Source organism: Massilia agri, assembly GCF_024753255.1.
GTDB lineage: Bacteria > Pseudomonadota > Gammaproteobacteria > Burkholderiales > Burkholderiaceae_D > Telluria > Telluria agri.
The window spans coordinates 129,721-147,457 of sequence record NZ_JANUHA010000001.1; the positions used below are offsets into that span (position 1 = coordinate 129,721).

Genomic DNA, 17,737 nt, shown 5'->3' on the forward strand with positions numbered 1-17,737 from the left:
ATTTTCCGCCAGAAAGACTTCAAGAGGCGGTCATGGTGGCGTGCGCCACCATGTAATATTACTACCAGAAACGGAACACGCACCGTCGAGCGTGCATAAAAAAAGCAGGGCTCGCGCCCTGCTTCCTGTTCTTCCAGCCGGTCCGGCTTTACATGATGTGGGTACCGATCCACCAGGCCACCGCCGCCATGAAGGCCGACGCCGGAATGGTGAAGATCCAGGCCCAGACGATGTTGCCCGCCACGCCCCAGCGCACGGCCGACATCTTCTGCGAGGCGCCCACGCCGACGATCGCGCCGGTGATGGTGTGGGTGGTCGAGACCGGGATGCCGAAGAAGCTGGCCATCAGCAGCGTCATGGCGCCGCCGGTCTCCGCGCAGAAGCCACCGACCGGCTTGAGCTTGGTGATCTTCTGGCCCATGGTCTTGACGATGCGCCAGCCGCCGAACAGCGTGCCGAAGGCGATCGCCGCGTAGCACGAGATGATGACCCAGGCCGGGGGCAGCGCGTCGTCCGGGCTGGTGACGCCGGCGGCGATCAGCAGCATCCAGATGATGCCCATGGTTTTCTGCGCATCGTTGCCGCCGTGGCCGAGCGAGTAGCCGGCCGCCGAGGCCAGCTGCAGGCGGCGGAACCAGACGTCCACCTTGCGCGGCGTTGACTTTACGAAGATCCACGAGACCAGCAGCATGATGGTCGAGCCCAGGATAAAGCCCAGCATCGGCGCGACCACGATGAACACCACGGTCTTGATCAGGCCGCCGGCGATCAGCGCTCCGGTTCCCGATTTGGCCACGGCCGCGCCCACCAGGCCGCCGATCAGGGCGTGCGAGGACGAGGACGGGATGCCGTAGTACCAGGTAATGATGTTCCAGGTAATCGCCCCGACCAGGGCCCCGAAGATGACGTAATGGTCCACCACGTGCGCGTCGATGGTGCCCTTGCCGATGGTCTGCGCCACCTTCATGCTGACCACGAAGATCGCGATGAAGTTGAAGAAGGCGGCCATGGCGACGGCGTGGTGCGGCTTCAGGACGCCGGTCGACACGACGGTGGCGATCGAGTTCGCCGAGTCGTGGAAGCCGTTCATGAAGTCGAAGACCAGCGCCAGCAGCACCAGCATGCCCAGCACGTAAATGCTGATGTTAACAGTTTCCATGATTGTTCTTGTTGTTGGACGCGTTAGGCGTTTTCGACGATGATGCCTTCGATGATGTTGGCGACATCTTCGCAGCGGTCGGTGACGGTCTCGAGGATCTCGTAGATGGCCTTCATCTTGATCAGGTTGCGCACGTCCGGTTCGTCGCGGAACAGCTTGGACATGGCGGCGCGCATCACGTGGTCGGCGTCCGACTCGAAGCGGTCGATCTCTTCGCAGATGGCGACGATCTTCTGGGCGTTGCCCATGTCGTGCAGCAGGGCGACCGCTTCCTGGACCTTCTTGCAGGCCGACAGGCACAGCTCGGCCAGGCGCGCGGCTTCCGGCGTCACGGCGTGCAGGTCGTACAGCGACACGGTCTGGGCCGCGTCTTCCATCATGTCGAGGATGTCGTCCATGCTGGTGATCAGCTTGTGGATGTCGTCGCGGTCGAGCGGGGTGATGAAGGTCTTGTGCAGCAGGTCGACGCAGGTGTAGGTGATCTTGTCCGCCTGTTTCTCGATGCTCTCCACGGCGTGGGTGCGGTTTTCCAGGTCGTCGAAATTGGTCATCAGGCCGACCATCTCCTGCGCGCCTTTCACGCACAGGGCGGCGTGCTGGTTGAACAGGTCAAAGAACTTGCCCTCCTGGGGCATCAGGCGTCCAAACATTTTATTCTCCGTTGTGAATCTCTTGGGACTTCGAAACCGCCGCCACGGCTGGCAGCGGCAAAGTGATCCGGCTCGTGGCCGGCTTGATTTATAAGACTTCGTTGGGAACTGCTTTGAAACTTAGTCGCCTTGGTAGATGGCGAGGTTACCGCTGTAGTTGCCGAACTTGGTGTAGGAGCCGATCCAGGTAAGACGAATGGCCCCGATCGGACCGTTACGTTGCTTACCGATGATGATCTCGGCGGTTCCCTTATCGGGCGAGTCGGGATTGTAGACCTCGTCGCGATACAGGAAGATGATAACGTCCGCATCCTGTTCGATAGCGCCCGATTCGCGCAGGTCGGACATGACGGGACGTTTGTTGGGTCGTTGTTCCAGCGAGCGGTTCAGCTGGGACAGCGCGATGACCGGGCAATGGAGCTCCTTCGCCAGGCCTTTCAGGGAACGGGAAATCTCCGAGATCTCGGCCGCGCGGTTGTCGCCCGGCTGACTGCCCTGCATCAGCTGCAGGTAATCGACGATGATCAGGCCGAGCTTCCCGCACTGGCGCGCCAGGCGTCGTGCCCGTGCGCGCATCTCGATCGGGTTCAGCGCCGGCGTCTCATCGATGTAGAGCTGGGCATCGTTCATTTTCTGGATGGCGTGCGTCAGGCGCGGCCAGTCCTCGTCGTTCAGGCGGCCGGTACGCAGGCGGTGCTGGTCGAGCTGGCCCACCGAACCGAGCATACGCATGGCCAGCTGGGCGCCGCCCATCTCCATCGAGAACACGGCCACCGGCAGGCCGGCTTCGATCGCGACGTTCTCGCCGATGTTGACCGAGAACGCGGTCTTGCCCATCGAGGGACGGCCGGCGACGATGACCAGGTCGCCCGGCTGCAGGCCGGAGGTCATGCGGTCGAGGTCGATGAAGCCGGTCGGCACGCCGGTGATCTCGCCCTGGTTCTCGCGCGAATACAGTTCGTCGATGCGCTCGACCACCTGGGTCAGCAGCGGCTGCACCGCGGTCCAGCCCTGGGCGCCGCGCGCGCCCTGCTCGGCAATGGCGAAGATCTTGGATTCGGCCTCGTCGAGCATCTGCTTGACTTCCTTGCCCTGCGGGTTGAAGGCATTGCCCGAGATCTCGTCGGCGACGGTGATCAGCTTGCGCAGCACGCCGCGGTCGCGCACGATCTCGGCGTAGCGGCGGATGTTGGCCGCCGACGGCGTGTTCTGCGCCATCGCGTTCAGGTACTGCAGGCCGCCCACCTCCTCGGCCTTGCCGAGCTGGTTGCAGGCTTCGTAGACCGTGATCACGTCGGCCGGCTTGCCGGCGTTGATCAGGCGGACCATCTGTTCGAAGATGATGCGGTGGTCGTAGCGGTAGAAGTCGTCCGCGTGCATGAAGTCGGCAATGCGGTCCCACGCGGCGTTATCGCGCAGCAGGCCGCCGATGACGGACTGCTCTGCTTCGATGGAATGCGGCGGGATGCGCAGGGAATCGACTTGCGGATCGGCTGGGGAATTCATGGCGGGCATTATACCTTCTCCTGTCACGCGGCTGTCATAAATGACCGGTTTTTCAGGACGTAAAAAAAGCCGGGCGAACCCGGCTTTTTCATTTATACAACAAAAGCTTATGCAGCCTCGCCGACGACGGCGATGGTGATTTCCGAGACGACGTCGGTGTGCAGCGCGACGGCAACCGGGAACTCGCCGGTGGTCTTCAGCGGGCCGGTCGGCAGGCGAACCTGCGACTTCTCGACTGCGAAACCTTGCTTGCTCAGGGCTTCGGCGATGTCGAAGTTGGTGACCGAACCGAACAGACGGCCGTCCACGCCGGCTTTCTGGGCGATGGTGACGGTCATGCCGCTCAGCTTGTCGCCTTGTGCCTGGGCAGCCGCCAGCTTTTCAGCTGCTGCTTTTTCCAGTTCGGCGCGCTTGACTTCGAACTCGGCCACGGCGGCTTGGGTAGCGCGGCGTGCCATCTTTTGCGGGATCAGGAAGTTACGTGCGTAACCGTCCTTGACTTTGACGACGTCGCCCAGGTTGCCGACGTTAACAACTTTTTCGAGCAGGATAACTTGCATATTTATTCTCCAGGATTTCTAGCTGACGTGCCGCGATTTAAGCGTTGTGCAGGTCGGTGTACGGCAGCAGCGCGAGGTAGCGTGCGCGCTTGATGGCGGTGTCGACCTGGCGCTGGTAGTGCGCCTTGGTACCGGTCAGGCGTGCCGGCATGATCTTGCCGTTTTCCTGGACGAAGTCCTTCAGGGTATCCACGTCTTTGTAATCAACCTGTTCAACGCCGGCGGCGGTGAAGCGGCAGAACTTCTTGCGCTTGAACAGCGGGTTCTGTTGCTTGCGCTTGAGTTTTTCTTTGGCTTTGTTTTTGTCGAACTTTTTACCGAATGCCATTTGAGGCTCCTGTATCTGTAATCTAAATAGGCCGTGTCGCTGGGCGACTATGCGGCACTGAAATCAATGATGTGAAACACCAAGGCTTTGCTGTTGCGGTTCTTCCTGGCGAGGAATCCCTCGAAGCGGTAGGCGGCACCGAGTTCGGCGCTGTCCAGCCGGCCTGAAATCCGGCCCGCGCCGAGCGCAGGCATTTCAAACTCGACCAGCCTTGCCACCCCTGCTTCTTCCTGCTGCGAACTATGCTGCAGGATCACGCCCACGATGGGGACGCCGGCGGGGGTATAACGCAGTACGTCACGCTCCGCGATGGTCGCGATGAGCTGGAACTGGTTCACTTCCGTTCAAAGGTTCCCGAGAAAAAACTCAGTGACAGCTTAAGCCGCGGCCGCCGGGGCAGCAGCTGCTGCTTCAGCGCGGTGGCTCTTGGCTGCGTCTTCGCGCTGGACCGACTTCATCATCGGCGACGGTGCGGTTTCGGCCTTCTTCATCTTGACGGTCAGGTGACGCAGGACGGCATCGTTGAACTTGAATGCGGTTTCCAGTTCGACCAGGGTCTCGTTGTCGCACTCGATGTTCATGCAGATGTAGTGGGCTTTCGGCAGCTTCTGGATCTGGTAAGCCATTTGACGGCGGCCCCAGTCTTCCACGCGATGGATGTTACCGCCGCGGCTGGTCACCGTGGTCTTGTAACGCTCGATCATCGCCGGAACTTGCTCGCTCTGGTCCGGGTGGACGATAAAAACGATTTCATAATGACGCATGCAACACTCCTTAAGGACGTTTAAACAAATGCCCACCTCGGCGTCAAGACGAGTGTGGGAAGGGTAAGCCGGCTATTATAGCCTGAAAAACGGGCAAATGGGAACCATGGCGTGGCGGCAGGGCGTTTCGTCGCCGCTGCACAAATTTTTTACACTTTTCCCGTGTTTTCCCTTGCGCATCCGGGAATACTGTACAAAAATACAGTTTGTTTATATAACCCGTGGCCGTAATACACCCATGCTCAAGCTTACTGCAAGGCAAGAACAGATCCTCAACCTGATCAAGGAAGCGATCGAGAACACCGGTTTCCCGCCGACCCGCGCCGAAATAGCGGCCGAACTGGGCTTCAAGTCGGCCAATGCTGCCGAAGAACACCTGCAGGCGCTGGCGCGCAAGGGCGCCATCGAAATCTCGCCGGGCACCTCGCGCGGCATCCGCCTCGTCGGCGCCTCGGTCGAACAGATCCCGATGCCGCCGCCGGCACTCATGATGTCGCTGCCGCTGGTCGGCCGCGTCGCCGCCGGTTCGCCCATCCTGGCCCAGGAGCACGTGGAAGCCACCTATTCCGTCGACGCGGCCATGTTCTCGGCCCGTCCGGACTTCCTGCTGAAGGTCAAGGGCTGGTCGATGCGCGATGCCGGCATCTGCGACGGCGACTTCCTCGCGGTCAAGAAGATCGACAGCGCCAAGAACGGCCAGATCGTGGTCGCCCGCCTGGGCGAGGAAGTCACCGTCAAGCGCTACCGCAAGACCGGCAATATGGTCGAGCTGATTCCGGAAAATCCCGACTTCAAGGTCATCCAGGTCTCGCCGGACGACGAGTTCGCGCTCGAAGGCCTGGCCGTGGGGCTGATGCGCAGCTGGCACTGAGTTCGCGCTTCACGCGACGACGGGGTAGTCGAAGCCGCCGGCCTCGACTACCCCGTTTTCCATGGCGCTGCCAATCTACTGGATCTTCTTGTCCGCCCAGTAGGAATCCTTCTTGGCGTCCTTGACCATCTTGTTGTGCTGCTCCACATAGCTTTCGGTTGCCTTGCGCCAGGCGTCGAAATCGGCCAGCAGCAGCTTCGAGCTCACCCTCGCCTCTTCGCTCAGGTTTTCCTGCAGCTGGGCCAGGTAGGCGTTCGACTTCTCCGTTTCTTCCTTGTTCATCAGCTTCTGGATGTCCGCGGGAACCCGCTTGGCCAGGGGCATCGCGTTGTTCAGGTGAGTGACATACTTGTTGTAGCACTCCTGCCAGGCCTTCACGGCGGCGCCGATGCGGTCGATGTCCGCGTTGATCTTCGACATCGCCGGGATACGCGGCGCCACGCAGCGATACTCGCCCGTCTTCAGGTCGGCGCCGTCATAACCGTTGATCCAGTAGTCGATGTCGGCGCGGCGCTTGGCGCGCTGGTCGATCAGCTCGAGCGAGGCGATCGCGACCTTGTTGCCCTTGGCGGCCGCTTTCCTGAACAGTTCCACCGCCTTGGCCTCGTCGACCTGCCCCGCCTCGCCATAGAAATACATCTGGCCGAGGGCCTGCTGGGCGGCCGGGTTGCCGGCATTGGCCAGCTTGGTGTAGAGCTTCATTGCGCCCGCGTAGTCCTTTTTCTCGAACAGGGCGTTGGCGTCTTCCAGTTCGCCGGCAAAGGCGGCGCCGCACAGCAGCAGGGAGGCAAGGAACAGCTTGGTCTTCATGGTCGCACACGGTGAGGGATGGAACCCCATGATAGCGGCAAGTGCGCCGCTCGCTCAACCGTTGAAACAATTCCGGCAGCCGGGGCCGCCGGAAAGGCTAGCGTCGCGTGGGAGGAACCACGGGCGGCGGCGCCGGCACGCTGCGCGCGCGGTCCATCAACAGGCGTCGATCGTCGTTCTGGCGCCGCTGCTGCTCGATGTACATGCGCTTTTCCTCGTCGGCGCGCGTGGCCAGTCGCTGGTTTTCTTCCTTGGCGAGCGCGTCCGTCGCCTTGTGCCATTCCAGCTGCCTGCTGGCGATGGTGTTGACGTCCGCGATGGCGTTCGCCTTCAGGCTGGCATAGACCGCCTGCACATGGTCCCGGGCGCGCTTGACTTCCGATGGCGTCATCATGCCCAGCACCTCGGCGGGAATATGCTTGCCGCTCGAGACCGTCGCATTGAAATTGGCCATGAAGCCCTGTTGGCAGGAGCGCCAGCTGTCGATCGCCTCCTTGGTGGCCTTGATCTCCTCGTTGGTCTTCGAAGCGGCCGGAATCGCCGGCAGCGGGCAGTCGAATTTGCCTGAACGCAGGTCGGCGCCGTCGTATTGCTGGGTCCAGTAGACAATCTCGGCGCCGCGGGCCTTGCGCCGGTCGAGGACAGCCAGCGAATCCTTCGCGCCCAGATTGCCGGCCGCCGCCGACTTCTCGAACCAGCGCCGCGCGGCGTCCAGGTCCTCGCCGGTGCCTTCGCCGAACCAGTGCATTTCGCCCAGGCGCAGCTGCGCGTCCGGATTGCCGGCGCCGGCGAGGCGGGTAAACATTGCCATCGCCTTGCCGTAGTCCTTGGCGGCCAGCAGCCGGTTCGCCTCCGCCAGATCATCCGCGGCCAGGGCGCCGCAGCTGACGAACATCAGGGACAACAGGATTCTCCGCATGATTACCCTCCAAATATTGTAATTAGGAGTACATCCTAGAACGGAGACTTGCCTCGCTCAAGCTCCGAAGGGGGGATGACGGTAATTCGTTACGATTTCATGCAGATAGGGCAGCGCGGAAGTCTTCGAGCAGATCCTCGGTGTCCTCGATGCCCACCGAGACCCGGATCAGGGACTCGGCGATGCCCATGCTGGCGCGGCGCTCGGGGCCCATCTCGAAGAAGATGGTGTGCGCCACCGGGATCACCAGGGTGCGCGTGTCGCCCAGGTTGCTGGCCGGGATGGCAAGCTTGAGGCGATTCAGGTAGTCGAAGGGATCGATGTTCTCCTTCAGCTCGAAGCTGAGCAGCGAACCGCCCGCGCGGAACAGTTCGCGCGTGATGCCGTGCTGCGGGTGCGAAGCCAGGCCCGGGTAGTGGACGGCGGACACCCGGTCGTCACTCTCCAGCATCTGCGCCAGCGCCAGCGCATTGGCGCTGGTGCGCTCCATGCGCAGGGCCAGGGTCTCGGCGCCGACCGCGATGTGGTGGGCCGCTTCCGGGCCCAGGGCCGCGCCGAAGTCGCGCAGGGCCTTGGCGCGCAGCTGGGCCAGGCCCTGGTTGGCGGCCGGCTGCTTGCGGAAGTTCTGCGCGATGTTCGGGTAGGCGCTCCAGTCGAACAGGCCGGTGTCGGTGAGGGCGCCGCCCAGCGCGTTGCCGTGGCCGCCGATCGACTTGGTCAGCGAGTTCACCACCAGGCCCGCACCCACGCTCTTCGGACGGAAGAGGTAGGGCGTGGTCATGGTGTTGTCGACCACGTAGAGGATGCCGCGCTCGCGGCACAGCTGGCCGATGCGGGCCAGGTCGGCGACCTGGGTGCGCGGATTGGCGATGGTCTCCACAAACACCATGCGGGTATCCGGCTTGAGCGCCGCTTCCACGTGCGCCACATCGGTCGCGTCGACGAAGTCCACCGCCACGCCCTGCCCCGCCACCGTCTGCCACAGGCTGTTGGTGTTCCCGAACAGGAAGGAGGACGAGACGATGTGGTCGCCCGCCTTCAACAGGGCCTGGAACAGGGCGCCGATGGCGCCCATGCCGGTCGCGAAACAGAGCGTGCCGACACCGTCTTCCATCTTGGTGATCTTGTCCTCGAGCGCACCGACCGTCGGATTGCCCTGGCGGCCATAGCGGAAGCCCGGCTCCTTGCCCTGGAAGACCGAGGCCAGCTGGCGCGCATCGCCGTAGCCGAAGGCCACCGAGGTGTGCACCGGCTTGTGCAGCGAGCCCTGCTCGATGCTCTTCCTGCGGTCGTTGTGCAGGACGGTGGTGGTGAAACCGTACTTCTGATCGCTCATGGCGCTTCCTACTCCACTTATTCGGTCACTGCCGGCGTGTTCAGGTTCAGCTGGGTGCGCACCGGGTCCTCGACCTGGTTCTTCTTCGGATTGTGGCGCGCGGTCTCCTGGCGGTCCAGGTATTCCGGGGTCACGTCGCCCGTCACGTAGACGCCGTCGAAGCAGGAAGCCTCGAAGTTCTTGAGCGCCGGGTTGACATCCGAGATGGCGCGCTTGAGGGCGTCGACGTCCTGGTAGACCAGGCGGTCGGCGGTGATCTCCTTGCACACCTCTTCCACGGTGCGGCCGTGGGCGATCAGCTCGTCGCGGGTCGGCATGTCGATGCCGTACACGTTCGGGTAGAGCACCGGCGGCGCGGCCGAGGCGAAGAAGACCTTGCGGGCGCCGGCGTCGCGCGCCATCTGCACGATCTCGCGGCTGGTGGTGCCGCGCACGATGGAGTCGTCGACCAGCAGCACGTTCTTGTCCTTGAACTCGGCGGCGATCGCATTGAGCTTCTGGCGCACCGATTTCTTGCGCATGCCCTGGCCCGGCATGATGAAGGTGCGGCCGATGTAGCGGTTCTTGATGAAGCCTTCGCGGTACTCGACGCCCAGCTTCAGGGCCAGCTGGATCGCGGCCGGACGCGAGGAATCGGGGATCGGCATGACCACGTCGATCTCGCCTTCCGGGATCTCCTTGCGGATCTTGTCGGCCAGGTATTCGCCCATGCGCAGGCGGGTCGCGTAGACCGAGGCGCCGTCGATGACCGAATCAGGACGGGCGAGGTACACGAATTCGAAGGCGCAGGGGTTCAGGCTGGGGTTTTCTGCACATTGCCGCTCGTGCAGCTTGCTATCGTTGTCGATGAAGATGGCCTCGCCCGGCGCGATGTCGCGCACGAAGCGGAAGCCCAGGCCTTCCAGGGCCACCGATTCGCTGGCCACCAGGTACTCGACGCCATGCTCGCCCTCGTTCACGCCCAGGCACAGCGGACGGATGCCGAAGGGGTCGCGGAAGGCCAGCATGCCGTGGCCGGCGATCTGGGCCACTACCGCATAGGCGCCGCGCACGCGGCGATGCACCGCGCTGACGGCCTTGAACACCGCGTCGGTGCTCAGGTTGTAGCCGTCGGCCGCTTCCTGGATCTCGTGGGCCAGCACATTGAGCAGCACTTCCGAATCGGAGTCGGTGTTGATGTGGCGGCGGTCGTTACGGAACAGCTCTTCCTTGAGCGCGGCCTGGTTGGTCAGGTTGCCGTTGTGCGCCAGCGTGATGCCGAAGGGCGCATTCACGTAGAACGGCTGCGCTTCCTCTTCGCTCGAGGAACCCGCGGTCGGGTAGCGGCAGTGGCCGATGCCGGTATTCCCCTGGAGCGAACGCATGTTCCGGGTGCGGAACACATCGCGCACCAGGCCGTTGGCCTTGTACATCGAGAACATGCTGCTGTGATTGGTCGCGATGCCCGCCGCGTCCTGGCCGCGGTGCTGCAGCAGCAGCAACGCATCGTAGAGAAGCTGGTTGACGGGATTGTTCGAGACGACGCCGACGATGCCACACATGGTGTGCTCCTAAAGCTGGACTGCTGATTGCAAAAAATGAAACTTGAATCTCGTTGCCTAATATCGGACGTGCTGCGCGAGCGCAGCGGGAAGGAAGGGCTTGACCGTCCGCGCGCCCGTTTCCGCCATCGGCGACAGCAGCGCGTTCCTCCAGAAATCCTGCTGCGGGATGGACGTCATCCCGCACAATATGACGGCGGCCAGCACGATTACAATGCCGCGCGCCAGGCCGAACAAACCTCCCAGGCCGCGATCCGCGAGCGTGAGGCCGGTGGCGGTGATCACGGCGCCGATCGCCAGCGACAGCAGGCCCATGAGGATGCGCACGCCGAGGAAGAGCACGACGAAGGCCATGATCAGGCGCGCCGTCTCGCCCGGCAGCAGCTCGGGCAGCATCGGCGCCAGCTTCGCGCCGTAGGCATTGGCCACCACGAAGGCCACGATCCAGCCCAGCAGCGAGAGGATTTCCTTGACCAGGCCGCGCAGTGTTGAGATGACGACCGACGAAATCAATACAAACAGGACCAGGTAGTCAAAAATCGTCACGCCACGACACCCTGCATCACACTGCCCTTCAGAGCGGGACCATGGTGCCCGACAGGCCCATGGCAATCAGCTTCGAGCGGATTTTTTCGCCCTCTTCCTTCGTGTACGGGCCCACGCGCACGCGGATCAGCTCACCGTTCTTCTCGGTGAAGGACGACACGCCGGCGGCGCGCAGGCGGCCCTGCAGCTCGTTGACCTTTTCCTGGGTCGCCAGCGCGGCCACCTGCACCACGTACTTCTGCGACGGGCCCGCGGCCTTCACGGCCGGCTTGCCTTCGAGGATGGCCATGGCGCGGGCCGCCTCATCCTTCGCCACCGGCGGCTTCGCTTCCACGGGCTTGGCGGCCGGCTTCTCGATCTTCTTCGTTTCGAGCTCGGCCACCTTCGGGTGGGTTTCTTCGGGTTTGCGCTTGGGCTCGGGCTTCGACGGTTCGGGCTTCACCGGCTCGGGCCTGGCCGCGGGCGCTTCGGCGCGCGGGGTCTCGAGCGTGCGCAGCGGCGGCGGTGGCGGCTCGACAGGCGCCACTTCAGCCTCGGCGGGCGCGGCGTCCTGCGGCTCGACGATTTCCTCGCCGCTGTCGACGGTGCTGGCTGCCGGCACCGGCAGCGGGGCCGCCTTGTCCTTGGCCGGAATGTTGATGGCGATGTCGGTGCCGAGCGGCTTGGGCTCGGAATCGAGTAGCATCGGCAGGCCGACGGCCGCTGCCAGCGCCAGCGCGATCGCGCCCACCAGGCGGCGGCGCGCGCGCTTCTTCTCGGGCAGGATGGGGTCGGCGCCGCGCTTGCTGCGCGCCCCTTCGCCCGCGTGCGACGCGCGCTTGGCGCGGGCCTGCTGGCCGTAGGCGGCATCGTCGTCCTTGACGAAATGACCGCTGTCCCGAGCAGTGTCTTGCTTGTTTTTGCTACCGAACGAGAACAAGCCCATGCGTTTCTAGTATCAGTGAAGAGAGTTTTTGCGGGCCGCCATCACGCCGGCGACCGTATAGAACGAGCCAAAGACCACAATTCTATCATTCTCCCCTGCGCGGCTCACGGCATTCGCATAGGCCTCGGCCGGATTGGAGAAGGCGGTGACCGAAAAATCGTCCCCCTTCGCGCCCGCGGGCTTCAGTTGCGCGAGCTTTTCCACCAGCCTGGCCGGGTCGGCCGAGCGTGGCGAGGGAAGCGCGGTGACGCACCAGTGGTCGATGTACTGGGCCATCGGGGCGATCACGGCGTCGATGTCCTTGTCTTCCATGATGCCGAACACCGCATAGGTGTAGCGGTGGAAGCCCATATTGCCGAGGTTCTGGGCCAGCGTGGCCGCGGCGTGCGGGTTGTGCGCCACGTCCAGCACCTGGGTCGGGCGGCCCGGCAGCACCTGGAAGCGGCCCGGCAGCTCGACCATGGCCAGGCCGGCGCGCACTTCCTGGGCGCCGCAGGGCAGCTGCAGGCGCAGCACCTCGAGGGCGGCCAGGGCGGCGGAGGCGTTGAGCAGCTGGTTGGCGCCGCGCAGGGCCGGATACGCCAGCGAGTTGCGGCGCTGTCCGCGCCCGCCATAGCTCCACTGCTGCTGGTCGCCCTGGTAGTTGAAGTCGCGCCCCAGCAGCCACAGGTCGGCGCCGATGTCTTGCGCGTGCTGGATGAGCGTTGCCGGGGGCACCGGGTCGCTGCAGATGGCGGCTTTGCCCGGGCGGAAGATGCCGGCTTTCTCGAAGCCGATCTTCTCGCGGGTGTCGCCGAGGTAGTCGGTGTGGTCGATATCGACGCTGGTCACGATGGCCACGTCGGCGTCGATCACGTTGACGGCGTCCAGGCGTCCGCCCAGGCCGACTTCGAGGATGGCCACGTCCACGCCGGCTTTCGAGATCAGGTGCATGATCGCCAGCGTGGTGAATTCGAAATAGGTCAGCGAGATTCCGCCGCGCACGCTTTCGACCGCATCGAAGGCCTCCACCAGCGCCTCGTTCGATGCCATCTCGCCATTGATGCGGGCGCGCTCGTTGAAGTCGAGGAAATGCGGCTTGATGTAGAGGCCCACGCGGTAGCCGGACTGCAGCAGCATGGCTTCCAGCATGGCGCAGGTCGAGCCCTTGCCGTTGGTGCCCGCCACCATGATCACGGGGCACTCAAAAGCGAGCTGCATGCGCTCCTTGACGGCGCGCACGCGGTCAAGGCCCATGTCGATATGGGTTTCGGCATGGCGCGACTCGAGCAGCGCCAGCCAGTCGGGCAAGGTGGTCGGTAATTGGGACATAGATGGGAGCACTTCGGTGGTGCGCGCGAGGCGCCGGTGCGGACGCGCGGCGCCCGCACCGATGGGATGGATCAGGCCAGGACGTCGGCGGCCTGGTTCTGCAGCAGGGCCAGGAGGCGCGCGATCTCTTCGCGCATCTTGCGGCGGTCGACGATCATGTCGACGGCGCCCTTCTGGACCAGGAACTCGGCGCGCTGGAAGCCTTCCGGCAGTTTTTCGCGCACGGTGTTCTCGATCACGCGCGGGCCGGCGAAGCCGATCAGGGCCTTCGGCTCGGCAATGACGACGTCGCCCATGAAGGCGAACGAGGCCGAGACGCCGCCCATGGTCGGATCGGTCAGCACGCTAATGAACGGGAGCTTCTTCTCGGACAGCTTGGTCAGCATGGCGGTGGTCTTGGCCATCTGCATCAGCGACAGCAGGCCTTCCTGCATGCGGGCGCCGCCGGTGGCGGTGATGCAGATGAAGGGCACCTTCTGCTCCAGCGCGACCTGCGCGCCACGGGCGAAGCGCTCGCCGACCACGGAGCCCATCGAGCCGCCCATGAATTCGAATTCGAAGCAGGCGACGACGACCGGCAGGCTCATGATCGAACCGCCCTGCACGATCAGGGCATCGGTCTCGCCGGTGGCGTCCATGGCCTGCTTGAGGCGGTCCGGGTATTTCTTGGAATCCTTGAATTTCAGGGTGTCGACCGGCAGGGTTTCCTGGCCGATGTCGTAGCGGCCGCCTTCATCGAGCAGGCTATCCAGGCGCTCGCGGGCGCGGATGCGCATGTGGTGGTCGCACTTCGGGCACACGTGCAGGTTCGACTCCAGGTCGGCGCGGTAGAGCACCGCTTCGCACGACGGGCACTTGACCCACAGGCCTTCCGGCATGGTTTTGCGATTGGCGGCATCGGAGCGCTGGATCCTTGGGGGCAGCAGTTTTTCTAGCCAACTCATCTGTTCTCCTTTGCGGCAAGTCTTCGAGGTGGCGGTAGTGTAGCCGCAAGCGCCCCGCTTGTCGAATGATGCCAGTCAGACAATTAGCATTCAGACATCATGCGGCGGATCTGATCTTCTCGACACTGGAGGCGCCAATCTTCGCTAGGATCACGATGCGTGGCACGTAAAAAAGGACGCCATGAATGGCGTCCCGGACAGCAAGGCAGATTGAATCCGTGGCTGCGGCAACTCAGGCCTGCACGCGGGTTTCCGGCATTTCCTTGATGCTGTATTCAAAGCCGCCGACCCAGCGGGCAACCACGTTGTAGAGCCAGGCTCCCAGGCTGGCGAACAGAAAAGTGATCGCGCCGTAGATGAGCGGCGCGATCACGACGGCCAGGAGGACCACACCGAGGTTGCCCTGGAATGCCCCGGCGAGCGCCATGATCAGCAGCACAGGCAAGGAGATCACCGTGTACAACACGGCCACGACCTTGGCCGACTGGGCAACGGATACGTTCACAATTTGTATTTTCATTGCAGGATCCAGTGAGGATGTTTATCGGAAATACCGATCCACTGTACTGCGATCCGCGGCGGGCAACACGCGCCAGCACAAGGCGCATCTTGCGATGCAGCAACAAATCGAAAGGGGTGCTGGCAACGACTGCGGCGTCAAACCTTCACAGCCAGTGTCAGGTCTGACAAACGGACACGGGCTCGACCGTTATCGCAAGCAACGGTTGAGCTCGTGTCTGAATGTCAGACCTGACACCGAGGTTGACGTATGCCAAGGGCGAGCTCAGGATGCTCAGGCGTCCAATGCGCTGCGGATGCCGGAGGTGAAGTCGCGGACCGCTTCCACAGCCTTCTCCTTCGGCACCGACTCGAGCTCCTGGATGATGCGGCTGCCGATCACGACGGCATCGGCTACCTCGGCGACGGCGCGCGCGGTGGCGCCGTCGCGGATCCCGAAGCCGACGCCGATCGGCAGCTTCACGTGCTCGCGGATCGCGCTCACGCGGCGCGCAACCTCGGCGGTGTCGATGCTGCCGGCGCCCGTCACGCCTTTCAAGGAGACGTAGTAGCTGAAACCGCTGCCGTACTGGGCCACCTGCTGCACGCGTCTGGTGGTCGACGTGGGCGCCAGCAGGAAGATCAGGTCGAGGTCGTTGGCACGCATGGACTCGGCGAAGGCCGCGCACTCTTCCGGCGGGTAGTCGACCACGATGGCGCCGTCGGCGCCGGCCTCCTTTGCGCAGCGGATGAAGTTCTCGGGGCCGATGCGCTCGATGGGGTTGGCGTAGCCCATCAACACAACCGGGGTCGTCGTGTTCGTCCTGCGGAATTCGCGCACGAACCCGAAGACGTCCTGCAGGCCGATATTGAACTTCAGTGCGCGCTCGCAGGCGCGCTGGATGACCGGGCCCTCGGCCATGGGATCGGAAAACGGAACGCCCAGTTCGAGGACGTCCGCGCCCCCTTCCACCAGGGCGTGCATGAGGGGCACGGTCAGTTCGGGGCCGGGGTCGCCCGCGGTGATGAAGGTGACGAGGCCGGTTTTGTTCTCCGCCTTGAGGGCGGCAAAGGTCGAAGCGATTCGGGACATGCTGTTCTTTCTTATCAAAGGTTCACGGGAGCGCAAGCACAGGAGGTCAGCTGAAATCCAGCCCCATCCTTTGCGCCACCGTGTGCATGTCCTTGTCGCCCCGGCCCGACAGGTTGACCAGGATGAGCTGGTCCTTCGGCAGGGTCGGCGCCAGCTTCACCGCGTAGGCGATCGCATGCGAGGACTCGAGCGCCGGGATGATGCCTTCGATGCGGCAGCAGTCGTGGAAGGCCGCCAGCGCCTCCTCGTCCGTGATCGTCACGTACTCGGCGCGCTTGATGTCCTTCAGCCAGGCGTGTTCCGGACCCACACCGGGGTAGTCCAGGCCCGCCGACACCGAATGGGTCTCGATGATCTGGCCGTTCTCGTCCTGCAGCAGGTAGGTGCGGTTCCCGTGCAGCACGCCGGGGATGCCGGCGTTCAGGGACGCCGCATGCTTGCCCGTCTCGATCCCCTCGCCCGCCGGCTCGACGCCGACCAGCTTCACGCCCGGCTCGTCGATATAGGGGTAGAAGATGCCCATGGCGTTCGAGCCGCCGCCCACGCAGGCGACCACGTAGTCCGGCTGGCGGCCGGTCATGGCCGGCATCTGCACGCGGCATTCCTCGCCGATCACCGACTGGAAATCACGCACCATCATCGGGTAGGGGTGCGGGCCTGCCACGGTGCCGATGATGTAGAAGGTGTTTTCGATATTGGTGACCCAGTCGCGCATCGCTTCGTTGAGCGCATCCTTCAGGGTCTTCGAGCCCGATTCCACCGGCACCACGGTCGCGCCCAGCAGCTTCATGCGGTAGACGTTCTGGGCCTGGCGCTTGACGTCTTCGCTGCCCATGTAGACCACGCATTCCATGCCGAAGCGGGCGCAGATGGTGGCGGTGGCCACGCCGTGCTGGCCGGCGCCGGTCTCGGCGATGATGCGCTTCTTGCCCATGCGGCGCGCCAGCAGGGCCTGGCCGATCACATTGTTGATCTTGTGCGCGCCCGTATGGTTGAGGTCTTCGCGCTTGAAGAAGATCTGGGCGCCGCCGCCCTGGCTTGACCAGCGGCGTGCGTGGTAGACGGGCGAGGGACGGCCGACGAAGTGGGCCAGCTCGTAGCGGAATTCTTCGAGGAATTCGGGATCCTGCGAGAAGCGCGCATAGGCTTCGTTCAGCTCGGCCAGTGCGTGCGACAGGGTTTCGGCGACAAAGCTGCCGCCGTAGGGACCGAAGTGCCCGCTCTGGTCGGGCAGCTGGTAATCAGGAGTCTGGAACAGCGGGTTGTTCCCGCTCGGACGGTCTTTCATGATGGTTCTCACTCGAAATGATGGCGTCGGCGCCCCGCACTGCCGCGATGAAGTCGGCAATCCTGCGGGCGTCCTTGATGCCCTTCTGCGCCTCGACGCCACTGCTGACGTCGACCGCGAAGGGACGAACACGTACTACCGCGTCAGTCGCGTTTTGTACGTTCAAGCCACCACTCAAAACGACCCGAGGCGCGAGCTCTTTTGGGACGAGAGACCAATCGAAAACCTTTCCTGCGCCGCCGTAGGCGTCGACCCAGGTGTCCAGCAGGAGGCCGGAGAACCAGGGGCTGGCGGCGCGGTATGTGCGCTCATATTCTAGCAGTTCATCCGGGCTTGTGTCCGGCCTGACGCGGAAGGCCCGCACGAATGGGCGCGACACCGCGGCAGCCAGTTCGGCGCACCGCTCGGCAGTTTCATCGCCGTGGAACTGGATCAGCGCCAGCGGCGCCTGCTGCGCCACCGCCCTCACCTCGTCCACCGTCGCGTTCACGAACAGCGCCACCGCGCTCACATAGGGCGGCAGCGCGGCGCACAGCTCGGCAGCCTGCTCGGGCGTGACGTAGCGCGGGCTCTTCGGATAGAACACGAAACCCAGCGCATCAGCCCCTAGCGCGACGGCCGCACGCAGGTCTTCAGGGCGCGTGATGCCGCAAATCTTGATACGGGTGCGTTGCATGATGATCCTTTT

The 17,737-nt window shown here is 63.8% G+C and carries 20 protein-coding genes; 1 reads left to right on the forward strand and 19 read right to left on the reverse strand.

Annotation, left to right across the window (positions count from 1 at the left end):
* Nucleotides 1–148 precede the first annotated feature (148 nt).
* The 7 genes from NX780_RS00615 to rpsF form a co-directional block, all read right to left on the reverse strand.
* Nucleotides 149–1,159 carry an inorganic phosphate transporter gene (locus NX780_RS00615; protein WP_258825933.1) on the reverse strand — a complete coding sequence of 337 codons (1,011 nt, stop codon included), beginning with the start codon at nt 1,157–1,159 and terminating at the stop codon, nt 149–151.
* A gap of 23 nt (nt 1,160–1,182) precedes the next feature.
* Nucleotides 1,183–1,809 (reverse strand): DUF47 domain-containing protein, encoded by a 627-nt coding sequence (locus tag NX780_RS00620; protein WP_258825934.1) that lies wholly within the window; start codon nt 1,807–1,809, stop codon nt 1,183–1,185.
* A gap of 120 nt (nt 1,810–1,929) precedes the next feature.
* Entirely contained in the window at nt 1,930–3,315 is a 1,386-nt protein-coding gene (locus NX780_RS00625; RefSeq protein ID WP_258826381.1) for a replicative DNA helicase, read from the reverse strand.
* 107 nt (nt 3,316–3,422) lie between these two features.
* Nucleotides 3,423–3,875: a 50S ribosomal protein L9 gene (gene rplI / locus NX780_RS00630; RefSeq protein ID WP_258825935.1), complete on the reverse strand. Its 453-nt coding sequence runs from the start codon at nt 3,873–3,875 to the stop codon at nt 3,423–3,425.
* Nucleotides 3,876–3,912: 37 nt separating this feature from the next.
* Entirely contained in the window at nt 3,913–4,203 is a 291-nt protein-coding gene (gene rpsR, locus NX780_RS00635; protein WP_036249492.1) for a 30S ribosomal protein S18, read from the reverse strand.
* 47 nt (nt 4,204–4,250) lie between these two features.
* Complete coding sequence (priB, locus tag NX780_RS00640) at nt 4,251–4,541, reverse strand: primosomal replication protein N (protein WP_258825936.1); 291 nt, start codon at nt 4,539–4,541, stop codon at nt 4,251–4,253.
* A gap of 39 nt (nt 4,542–4,580) precedes the next feature.
* The gene (rpsF, locus tag NX780_RS00645; RefSeq protein ID WP_020656856.1) at nt 4,581–4,967 is read right to left on the reverse strand and encodes a 30S ribosomal protein S6; all 387 of its coding nucleotides are present in this window, start codon (nt 4,965–4,967) and stop codon (nt 4,581–4,583) included.
* 238 nt (nt 4,968–5,205) lie between these two features.
* Here rpsF and lexA point away from each other — a divergent pair, with 238 nt between their 5' ends.
* Complete coding sequence (lexA, locus tag NX780_RS00650; protein ID WP_258825937.1) at nt 5,206–5,838, forward strand: transcriptional repressor LexA; 633 nt, start codon at nt 5,206–5,208, stop codon at nt 5,836–5,838.
* Between the two features lie 75 nt (nt 5,839–5,913).
* Here the strand turns inward: lexA and NX780_RS00655 are convergent, their stop codons facing one another.
* The 12 genes from NX780_RS00655 to NX780_RS00710 all read right to left on the reverse strand — a co-directional run bounded on the left by NX780_RS00655 (nt 5,914) and on the right by NX780_RS00710 (nt 17,731).
* Nucleotides 5,914–6,648 carry a tetratricopeptide repeat protein gene (locus tag NX780_RS00655; protein WP_258825938.1) on the reverse strand — a complete coding sequence of 245 codons (735 nt, stop codon included), beginning with the start codon at nt 6,646–6,648 and terminating at the stop codon, nt 5,914–5,916.
* A gap of 97 nt (nt 6,649–6,745) precedes the next feature.
* The gene (locus NX780_RS00660) at nt 6,746–7,567 is read right to left on the reverse strand and encodes a tetratricopeptide repeat protein (RefSeq protein ID WP_258825939.1); all 822 of its coding nucleotides are present in this window, start codon (nt 7,565–7,567) and stop codon (nt 6,746–6,748) included.
* A gap of 97 nt (nt 7,568–7,664) precedes the next feature.
* Nucleotides 7,665–8,903 carry a cystathionine gamma-synthase family protein gene (locus NX780_RS00665; RefSeq protein ID WP_258825940.1) on the reverse strand — a complete coding sequence of 413 codons (1,239 nt, stop codon included), beginning with the start codon at nt 8,901–8,903 and terminating at the stop codon, nt 7,665–7,667.
* A 17-nt stretch (nt 8,904–8,920) separates the two neighbouring features.
* Nucleotides 8,921–10,444: an amidophosphoribosyltransferase gene (gene purF, locus NX780_RS00670; RefSeq protein ID WP_258825941.1), complete on the reverse strand. Its 1,524-nt coding sequence runs from the start codon at nt 10,442–10,444 to the stop codon at nt 8,921–8,923.
* Nucleotides 10,445–10,501: 57 nt separating this feature from the next.
* Nucleotides 10,502–10,990 (reverse strand): CvpA family protein, encoded by a 489-nt coding sequence (locus NX780_RS00675; RefSeq protein ID WP_258825942.1) that lies wholly within the window; start codon nt 10,988–10,990, stop codon nt 10,502–10,504.
* A 28-nt stretch (nt 10,991–11,018) separates the two neighbouring features.
* Nucleotides 11,019–11,915 (reverse strand): SPOR domain-containing protein, encoded by an 897-nt coding sequence (locus tag NX780_RS00680; RefSeq protein ID WP_258825943.1) that lies wholly within the window; start codon nt 11,913–11,915, stop codon nt 11,019–11,021.
* Nucleotides 11,916–11,927: 12 nt separating this feature from the next.
* A complete protein-coding gene (gene folC / locus NX780_RS00685) occupies nt 11,928–13,226 on the reverse strand; it encodes a bifunctional tetrahydrofolate synthase/dihydrofolate synthase (RefSeq protein WP_258825944.1) in 1,299 nt (432 codons plus the stop codon).
* Between the two features lie 71 nt (nt 13,227–13,297).
* Nucleotides 13,298–14,170 (reverse strand): acetyl-CoA carboxylase, carboxyltransferase subunit beta, encoded by an 873-nt coding sequence (gene accD, locus NX780_RS00690; protein ID WP_258825945.1) that lies wholly within the window; start codon nt 14,168–14,170, stop codon nt 13,298–13,300.
* Between the two features lie 232 nt (nt 14,171–14,402).
* The gene (locus NX780_RS00695; protein WP_258825946.1) at nt 14,403–14,690 is read right to left on the reverse strand and encodes a hypothetical protein; all 288 of its coding nucleotides are present in this window, start codon (nt 14,688–14,690) and stop codon (nt 14,403–14,405) included.
* 273 nt (nt 14,691–14,963) lie between these two features.
* Nucleotides 14,964–15,761: a tryptophan synthase subunit alpha gene (gene trpA / locus NX780_RS00700; RefSeq protein ID WP_258825947.1), complete on the reverse strand. Its 798-nt coding sequence runs from the start codon at nt 15,759–15,761 to the stop codon at nt 14,964–14,966.
* 46 nt (nt 15,762–15,807) lie between these two features.
* A complete protein-coding gene (trpB, locus tag NX780_RS00705; protein WP_258825948.1) occupies nt 15,808–17,049 on the reverse strand; it encodes a tryptophan synthase subunit beta in 1,242 nt (413 codons plus the stop codon).
* Nucleotides 17,003–17,731: a phosphoribosylanthranilate isomerase gene (locus tag NX780_RS00710; protein WP_258826382.1), complete on the reverse strand. Its 729-nt coding sequence runs from the start codon at nt 17,729–17,731 to the stop codon at nt 17,003–17,005. The genes trpB and NX780_RS00710 overlap by 47 nt, the downstream gene beginning before the upstream one ends.
* Nucleotides 17,732–17,737: the final 6 nt, after the last annotated feature.